This is a genomic window from Amaricoccus sp., from assembly GCF_017995835.1.
Taxonomy (GTDB): domain Bacteria; phylum Pseudomonadota; class Alphaproteobacteria; order Rhodobacterales; family Rhodobacteraceae; genus Amaricoccus.
Genome location: NZ_JAGOID010000114.1, coordinates 1 through 8,721 on the forward strand (window position 1 = coordinate 1; position 8,721 = coordinate 8,721).

Sequence of the window (8,721 nt, forward strand, 5' to 3'; positions counted from 1 at the left end):
GATCGAGGGCGGCTCTGGCGGGCCGCTGCGCATTGTCGCGCACGTGCCGGAATAGCCGACCGGCCGGCGGCGCGCCGCGCGCGCTGGACATCGCCGCCGGCGCCAGCGTCCCGAAGACCGTCCAGACGTTCACCCCGACCTTCTCGAAGACCCGGCCGCCGCGCATCACCGCCATGACGCCGCCGCCCCCGTCCCCCTCGGCCTCGCGTCGCGTCGCCTTGCGCTCGAACCGCCCCGCCGGCAGCGCCGGGTCGCCCGCATCCTCCAGCCGCTCGAAGGCCGCGCAGATCTCGCCCTGCAGCGCCTCGAACCACGCCGCCGCCCGCGCCTTCTCTGCGTCGCCGACGTTCTCCACCATGTCTGCCTCCGCTCGCGCCTCCGCCGGATGTGCCGGGCGCCGGCGGCGATGTCCAGCGCGCGCGGCGCGCCGCCGGCCGGTCGGCTATTCCGGCACGTGCGCGACAATGCGCAGCGGCCCGCCAGAGCCGCCCTCGATCTTCATCGGCAGCGCGACGATGGTTGCGCCGACAGGCGGCAGCGCCGACATGTCGCCGACGTTCTCGAAGGCCGGGATGTCGTTGGTCATCAGCGCGACATGGGTCTCGAAATTCGTCGACTGGCCGTGGTCGATCGAGGGCGTGTCGATGCCGACCGCGCCGACGCCGCGCGCGACGAGGAGCTCGGCGCCGTCCTTGCCGAGGCCGGGGAAGCGCAGCTTCGCCACCGCCTCCGCGCCGCGCTCGGCGGTGCCCATGTAGGCCGCACGGTCGGAGTAGAGCCCGGCGCGGCCGGTGTCGATCAGCACGATCGCCCCCGCCGGGATCTGTCCGTGCTCGGCCTCGAAAGCCTCGATGTCGGCGGCGCTGACCCGATAGTCGACATCCGCCGCGACGGCCGCGCGCACGTCGATGACGAAGCCCGGGCCGATCATCTGCTCGACCGGGATTGCGTCGGCGGTCAGTCCGCCTTCGGCGAAGTGGATGGGCGAATCCAGGTGCGTCCCGCCGTGCTCCGCCGCGGAGAAGTTGTAGGCGGTATAGTACCAGCCGCCCTCGGTATGGCCGTGGAACACCTCCTCCAGCTCGAACATCTCGGCCGTCGGCCAGTAGACCGCATCCTCGTTGAACGGATGCGTCAGATCGATCCACCGGCCCGACGCGAGATCCTGCGCCGACGCGGAGAACGCGACGACGAGCGAGGCCGCGGAGACGGCGAGCGGAACGGCGAAGGCGCGCATGGTCTTTCCCCCTGTTTTGCGTCCTGCGAGCATGCCACAGGGCGGCCGGCGCCACCAAGCCGCTCGACAGGGGATGGGCGGAACGGAGCGGCCGCCGGTTGGCCCCAGACTCCGAGGGGTGACAGCCCCGGCGATTCGCGGTATCAAGCGCGCGAACCCGCTCAGGAGGCGCTCGATGGAGAAAGTCCGGATTCCCGCACGATCGTGATCGGTCCGGACAGGGCCGTTGCGGCCCGCTTCGTCGTCATTCCTGCCCGAGGCTATCCCCATGCTCCGCTATTTCGAGTCGCTCGTCGACCCGTACGCCCCCTATGACGACGCCGACGCGCCGCCGCAGCGGCTGTGGCCGTTCGTCATGTCGTATCTCCGCGGGATGCGGCCGGTCCTGGTCTGGGCCGGTCTCACCTGCCTCGCGGTCGCGCTGATCGAGATCGCGCTGATCTGGTACGCCGGCCGGCTCGTCGACATCCTCGGCGAGACGAGCCCGGCCGAGGTCTGGAGCCGGCACGGGCTGGAACTCGCGCTCGCGGCGGCGTTCGTCATCCTCCTGCGCCCCGTCGCGCAGACGCTCAACGCGGCGCTGCTCAACCAGTCGCTGATGCCCAACGTCGGCACGCTGGTGCGCTGGCGCTCGCACCGCCACGTGCTGCGCCAGTCGGTCGGCTGGTTCCAGAACGACTTCGCCGGGCGGATCGCCAACCGGCTGATGCAGACCGCGCCGGCGGTGAACGAGGCGGTGTTCCAGACCTTCGACGCGGTGATCTATGCCGGCATCTACCTCGTCGGCGCCATCTGGCTGCTCGGCGACGTCGACCCGTGGCTGGCGGCGCCGCTGGTCGTCTGGCTCGGGCTCTACGTCTGGCTGGTGGTCTGGACCGTCCCGCGGGTGGGGCGGGCGTCCAAGGCGTTCTCGGACGCCCGCTCGCAGATCACCGGGCGGATCGTCGACAGCTACACCAACATCCAGTCGGTGAAGCTCTTCGCGCACACGCGCTCCGAGGAGGCCTATGCCGGCGAGGCGATCGAGCACGCCCGCGTCACCTTCGCCGCGCAGATGCGGCTCATCACGCTGATGGAGTTCGGCCTCACCGTGCTCAACGGCTTCCTGATCGTGGCCGTCGTCGGCGGCGGCGTGCTGCTCTGGGGCGAGGGCATGGCGAGCGTCGGCGCGGTCGCCGCCGCCTCGGCGCTGACGCTCCGGCTCAACGCCATGACCGGCTGGATCATGTGGTCGCTCTCCTCGCTCTTCGAGAACGTCGGCATCATCCGCGAGGGCATGGAGACGATCGCCCAGCCGATCGCGCTGCCCGACGCGGCGGGCGCCGCCGAGCTGACGGTGACGGGCGGCGAGATCGCGCTCGACCGGGTGAGCCATCACTACGGGCGCGGCTCGGGCGGCCTGCGCGACGTGTCGCTGGTCATTCGCCCCGGCGAGAGGGTCGGGCTGATCGGGCGCTCCGGCGCCGGCAAGTCGACGCTGGTCAACCTGGCGCTGCGCTTCTTCGACACCGAGGGCGGCGCCATCCGCATCGACGGACAGGACGTGCGCACCGTGACGCAAGACAGCCTGCGCCGGCAGATCGGCATGGTGACGCAGGATCCGTCGCTGCTCCACCGCTCGGTGCGCGACAACATCCTCTATGGCCGGCCCGGGGCGAGCGAGGCGGAGGTCGTCGCCGCGGCCAAGCGGGCCGAGGCGCACGACTTCATCCTCGGGCTCGAGGACGGCGAGGGGCGCAGGGGCTACGACGCCCATGTCGGCGAGCGCGGCGTGAAGCTCTCGGGCGGCCAGCGGCAGCGCATCGCGCTCGCGCGGGTGATCCTCAAGGACGCGCCGATCCTCATCCTCGACGAGGCGACCTCCGCCCTCGACAGCGAGGTCGAGGCGGCCATCCAGGACACGCTCTACGGGCTCATGGAGGGCAAGACGGTGATCGCCATCGCGCACCGGCTCTCGACCATCGCCCGGATGGACCGGATCGTCGTCCTGGACGACGGCCGGGTCGTCGAGGAAGGCGCCCATGCCGGCCTTCTCACCCGCAATGGTCTCTACGCCCGGTTCTGGCAGCGCCAGTCGGGCGGCTTCATCGACTGCGCCCCGTCGTCGCTCGAACCGGCTGCGGAATAGCAAGCCCGGTTCCGCAGGAACCCGGATCGTCGCCAGAGGGTCGGGCGTTTCGTTCGGATCGGCCTCCGCGCGGCGCGGCGCAGTTGCCGCCCCGGGCGGAATACGCGCGTTGCGCGCGCAATTCCGGGTGGACTGCCGCGCGCGTTGTGAAAGGATGCACCGCGCGGTGAGGAAAGCGGCAGCGAGCATGGATTTCGAGCGGGAAGCCTTTCCGTCCCCCTCCCCCGACGCGGACCTCCGCCTGCTCGCCCGGCTCGCCGCAGTCACGGCGGGCCTGCCTTGGGGCGTGGTCGCGACGCCCGAGGCAGAGACCTGGTCCGGGACGCCGCCGGACGCGCTCGCCAGGGCGGCGCTCTCCCTTCCTGCTCCCGCGGATGGCGCGGTCGTCGCCGAGGCGCTCCCCGTCGGCGGCTACGCCGTCTCGGCCGTCCTGCCCGGGGGGCACGGGCGGCTGGCGGCGGTCGGACCCGACCAGCCGCCGATCGACCCGGCCGCCCGGGCGGACTTCGCGCAAGCGGCGCTGGTCGTCGCCCGCCTCGTGGCGGAGGGGCAGTCGGCGCGAGAGCGCGACCTGATGCGCCGGGCGCTCGACTACATGGACCAGGGGCTGCTCGTCGTGCAGCCCGACCTCGGCGTGCCGGTGCTGAGCCGGCGCACGGCGGAGCTTCTGCACCTGCCCGACGACTTCCTGGCCGGGCGTCCGACCTTCCCGGAGATCATCGCTCACCAGTACGAGACCGGAACGATCTCGGCGGAAACGGTGGGCGCCTGGTTCAACGCCTACATCCTCGACCGCGCCCACCTGCCCGAGGTCGACGTCTACGAGCGCGATACCTTCGACGGCAAGACGCTCGAGGTGCGCACCACGCTGATGCCGGGCGGCGGCTTCGCGCGCACCTTCACCGACCAGACGGCGCGCCGCCGGCGCGACGCGGCGATCGCCGCGGCGAACGCGGAAAACCGGCGCCTCTTCGACAACATGACCGTCGGCCTCTATCGTGCCGACGTCGACGGGCGGCCGATCCGGGCGAACCTGGCGCTGGCGCGACTGAACGGCTTCGAATCGGTCGAGGATTTCCTCGCCGCCGTGCGCAATCCCCGTGACCTCGACGCCGCGCCGGGGCGGCTCGACGAGTTCCTGCGCCGGCTTTTCCGGGACGACCGGATCGACGATTTCGTCTCGCAGGTGCGTCGGCTGGGAACCGGCGAACTCCTGTGGGTCGCCGAGAGCGCCTGGGTGATCCGCGACGAGGCCGGCGAGATCGCCGGCTTCGAAGGGACGGTGGTCGACACCAGCACCCGCCGCCGGAACGAAGAGGAGACGGCGCGTCTCGCCTGGCAGGACAGCCTGACCGGCCTCAACAACCGGTCGAGCTTCGTGCGTCAGCTGTCCGGGGACCTGGCGGCGCGTCGGCGCATCGCGGTGCTGCTGCTCGACCTCGACCGGTTCAAGGCGGTCAACGACACGCTCGGCCATCCGGCGGGCGACGACCTGCTGCGGGTGATCGGCGGCCGAATGGCCGCTCTGGTCGGGCCCGGCGATCTCGCCGCCCGTTTCGGTGGCGACGAGTTCGCGATGGTTCTGCGCGACCTCGACGCCGAAGGGGCCGCGGCGCTCGCCGAACGGGCGCTCGAGGCGGTGCGCGCTCCGGCGACCATCGCGGGGCGCGAGGTCGCGCTTGGCGCCAGCATCGGCATCGCGCTGGCTCCGCAGGATGGCGAAGATCCGACCGAGCTGATGAAGGCCGCGGACATGGCGCTCTACCGCGCCAAGGGCGAGGGCCGCTATGCGTGGCGGTCCTTCGCGCCGGAGATGGCCGACGAATTCGAGGCGCGACGCCGGCTGGAGCTCGACCTGCGCGCCGCGCTCGACCGTGGCGAGCTGGCGCTCGCCTACCAGCCGGTGATCGACGTCGAGACCGGCCGCCCGGTCGGCTACGAGGCGCTGATGCGCTGGACCCACGCCGAGCACGGCTCCGTTCCGGCCGACGAGTTCATCGCCATCGCCGAGGAAGCACGGCTGATCGGCCCGATCGGAGCCTGGGCGCTGGCGCAGGCCTGCGCCGACGCGGCGCGCTGGCCGCAGGACCGCGACCTCTGGGTCAACGTCTCGGCGGTGCAGCTCGCCCACGGGGTCTTCGAGGAAGAACTCGACGCAGCCCTTCGCGACTCGGGCTATCCCGCCGGGCGGCTGTTGCTCGAGATCACCGAGACCTCGCTGATGGACGGGCGCTCCGACCTCGCGCCGCTCTTCGCGCGGCTGCGCGCACGCGGCGTGCGGATGGCCCTCGACGATTTCGGCACGGGCTATTCCTCGCTTGGCTACCTGCGACGCTTCCGCTTCGACGTGATCAAGATCGACCGGTCCTTCGTGCGCGACCTCGCCGAACCGGAAACCGCGGCGATCGTGATGAGCGTTCTCGACCTGTCGCGCCGCCTCGGCATCGCCACGGTGGCGGAAGGTGTGGAGAGCGAAACCCAGCTCCGTGCGCTGCGCGCCGCCGGTTGCGGCTTCGTGCAGGGTCACCACTTCGGCCCGGCCCTCGACGCCGCCACGATCGCGCGCGGCCTTGAACGCGGGAACCCTCCGAACCGGTGACCGCCTCGTCCGCCGGGACGGGCGCCTGCATTAACGATTCAATTCCGACCATTTTGCTTAGCATATGCGTTGTGCATACACCGTGCATGGAGTGTGCATCGAAGGATCCGCCGTAAGCCTTTGACGTCGAAGTCTTCAGACGGAAGCCGCATCAGGCAGGCTTGCGCGCCACGCAGCGGAAGCCGAGATGGCTCATCCCGGTGTCGACCATCTGCGGGTGGCGGGCGGCAGGCCGGTACCGCCGGCAATAGGACGGGGCGCAGAGGAACGAGCCCCCCTTCAGCACCTTGCGCGGAATCCGCACCGCCGGCTGCCCCGGGTCATAGCTCCCCGCCATCGCCGGGCCGCGCGGGTTCTCGACATGGCAGCAGCCGCCTTCGCCCGCGTCCCGCGCGTGGCCCGCGGCATACCAGTCCGTCGTCCATTCCCAGACGTTGCCGCAGACCTCGTAGAGCCCGTAGCCGTTCGCCGGAAACGACCGCACCGGGCAGGTCCGGGCGAAGCCGTCCTCGAGCAGGTTCTGCCAGGGGAAGGCGCCCTGCCAGGTGTTGGCGACGTGGATGCCCCCGGGCGCCAGCTCGTCGCCCCAGGCGAACTCGGCGCCGTCGAGCCCGCCGCGCGCGGCGTATTCCCATTCCGCCTCGCTCGGCAGCGCCCGCCCCGCCCAGCGGGCATAGGACAGGGCATCCTCGAAGGCGACGTGGACGACGGGATGGTCCTCGCGCCCCTCGAGACCGGAGCCTGGCCCCTCGGGCGCCCGCCAGAAGGCGCCGGGCGTCCAGATCCACCAGTTGCGGAAGTCGCGCGTGTCGACCGGGCCGGAGGTCATGCGGAAGACGAGGCTTCCGGGCACGAGAGACGCCGGATCCGCCCCCGGATACAGTCGCGGGTCGAGTTGACGCTCGGCGACGGTCCGGTAGCGCGTCGCCGCGACGAAGGCCGCGAACTGGCGGTTGGTGACCGTGGTCTCCTCGATGGCGAAGGCGCCGAGCCGGACCCGGTGTGCGGGGGCTTCCTCGGGATAGTGCCGGTCCGAGCCCATCAGGAACTCGCCCGCGGGGATACGGCGCAGTGGCGTCAGGCCCTGGCGGGCCGCAGGGACGCCGCTTCGCCGGTCCGTCTTCGCCAACCCGCCCTCCTGCGCCGCCCCGTCGCCCCATCCATGCGACCAGTCGGCGCCGGAAGCAAGCGCCCGGGCACGCGCGCTACGGCGAGGGCTGTTCCCGGGTGAACCCCGACCCCGCCCTCGGGCGCGCATCCTGCGCGTCGGCCCGAGGGGGGCTCGATGCCCCCCTCGGGCCGGTCCCCTGCCGGGGGGTCAGTGCAGCTTGGTCAGCAGCTCGTCGAGCGACTTCTTGGCGTCGCCGTAGAACATCCGCGCGTTCTCCTTGTAGAAGAGCGGGTTCTCGATGCCCGAGTAGCCCGTCCCCTGGCCGCGCTTCAGCACCAGCACGTTCTTCGCCTTCCAGACCTCGAGCACCGGCATCCCGGCGATCGGCGAGTTCGGATCCTCCTGCGCCGCCGGGTTCACGATGTCGTTCGAGCCGATGACGATGGCGACGTCGGTCGTGGGGAAATCGTCGTTGATCTCGTCCATCTCCATGACGATGTCGTAGGGCACCTTCGCCTCGGCCAGCAGCACGTTCATGTGGCCGGGAAGCCGGCCCGCAACCGGGTGGATGCCGAAGCGGACCTCCTTCTTCTTCGCCCGCATGCGGCGGACCAGCTCGGAGACCGACTGCTGCGCCTGCGCCACCGCCATGCCGTAGCCGGGAACGATGATGACGCTCTCGGCGTCGTCGAGCATCGCCGCGACGCCGTCGACGTCGATCGCCACCTGCTCGCCCTCGATCTCCTGCGCCGGGCCGGCCGCGCCGCCGAAGCCGCCGAGGATGACCGAGATGAAGTTCCGGTTCATCGCCCGGCACATGATGTAGGAGAGGATGGCGCCCGATGAGCCGACGAGCGCGCCGGTGACGATCAGCAGGTTGTTCGACAGCGTGAAGCCGATCGCCGCCGCCGCCCAGCCGGAGTAGCTGTTCAGCATCGAGATCACCACCGGCATGTCGGCGCCGCCGATCGCCATGATCAGGTGCCAGCCGATCGCGCCGGCGATGATCGCGACCAGCACCATCGTCCAGACCCCGGCGCCGCTTGCGTACATGATCCCGAGGATCAGGCAGAGCACGCCCGCGGCGATGTTGATCGCGTGCCGCCCCGGCAGGGTGAGCGCCTTCGACTGCACCTTTCCGGCCAGCTTGCCGTAGGCGACGATCGAGCCGGTGAAGGTGATGGCGCCGATCAGGATGCCGAGGAACACCTCGACCCGCATGATCGACAGCTCGACCGGGGCTTTGTGCGCCAGCGTCGCGGCGAAGCCGTGGAGCTGGTCGGCCGTACCTGCCGCGACGGCGCGCGCGGCCCGGGCCGCCTCGAAGTCGGCGTTGAGCCCAATGAACACCGCCGCGAGCCCGACGAGGCTGTGAAAGCCCGCGACCAGCTCCGGCATCTGCGTCATTTGCACCCGCTGGGCGACCACGGCGCCGACGGCGCCGCCGATCGCGATCATCAGGAGCATGATCCAGACGCCGCCGGATCCCTCGCCGAGAATGGTGGCGACTACCGCCAGTGCCATGCCGACGATGCCGAACCAGATGGCGCGCTTGGCCTTCTCCTGGTTGGAGAGCCCGCCGAGCGCGAGGATGAAGAGGACCGCCGCCGCGATGTAGGCGGCCGTGACCAGACCGTGATGCATGT

The 8,721-nt window shown here is 71.2% G+C and carries 6 protein-coding genes; 2 read left to right on the top strand and 4 right to left on the bottom strand.

Features of this window, described 5'->3' with window-relative positions:
* A partial coding sequence (locus KBA23_RS14215; protein WP_290742078.1) for a coproporphyrinogen III oxidase occupies positions 1-358 on the bottom strand: 358 nt, incomplete at its 3' end.
* Positions 359-442: 84 nt separating this feature from the next.
* Positions 443-1,237, bottom strand: coding sequence for a cyclase family protein (locus tag KBA23_RS14220; RefSeq protein ID WP_290742081.1), 795 nt, complete (start codon positions 1,235-1,237; stop codon positions 443-445).
* 268 nt (positions 1,238-1,505) lie between these two features.
* Between KBA23_RS14220 and KBA23_RS14225 the strand changes: the two genes are divergently transcribed.
* Both KBA23_RS14225 and KBA23_RS14230 read left to right on the top strand, forming a co-directional pair.
* Positions 1,506-3,365 (top strand): ABC transporter ATP-binding protein, encoded by a 1,860-nt coding sequence (locus tag KBA23_RS14225; protein ID WP_290742084.1) that lies wholly within the window; start codon positions 1,506-1,508, stop codon positions 3,363-3,365.
* A 166-nt stretch (positions 3,366-3,531) separates the two neighbouring features.
* A complete protein-coding gene (locus KBA23_RS14230) occupies positions 3,532-5,964 on the top strand; it encodes an EAL domain-containing protein (protein ID WP_290742087.1) in 2,433 nt (810 codons plus the stop codon).
* Positions 5,965-6,115: 151 nt separating this feature from the next.
* On the opposite strand, the gene KBA23_RS14235 is transcribed toward KBA23_RS14230, so the two are convergent.
* Positions 6,116-7,093: a formylglycine-generating enzyme family protein gene (locus KBA23_RS14235; RefSeq protein WP_290742090.1), complete on the bottom strand. Its 978-nt coding sequence runs from the start codon at positions 7,091-7,093 to the stop codon at positions 6,116-6,118.
* 189 nt (positions 7,094-7,282) lie between these two features.
* Positions 7,283-8,719, bottom strand: a complete 1,437-nt coding sequence (locus KBA23_RS14240; protein ID WP_290742093.1) for an NAD(P)(+) transhydrogenase (Re/Si-specific) subunit beta — start codon at positions 8,717-8,719, stop codon at positions 7,283-7,285.
* Positions 8,720-8,721 lie beyond the last annotated feature (2 nt).

Bases quoted from the DNA above. Each gene is read 5' to 3' on its own strand.
- KBA23_RS14220 (WP_290742081.1), bottom strand. From the start codon at position 1,237: ATGCGCGCCTTCGCCGTTCCGCTCGCCGTCTCCGCGGCCTCGCTCGTC.
- KBA23_RS14225 (WP_290742084.1), top strand. From the start codon at position 1,506: ATGCTCCGCTATTTCGAGTCGCTCGTCGACCCGTACGCCCCCTATGAC.
- KBA23_RS14240 (WP_290742093.1), bottom strand. From the start codon at position 8,719: ATGCATCACGGTCTGGTCACGGCCGCCTACATCGCGGCGGCGGTCCTC.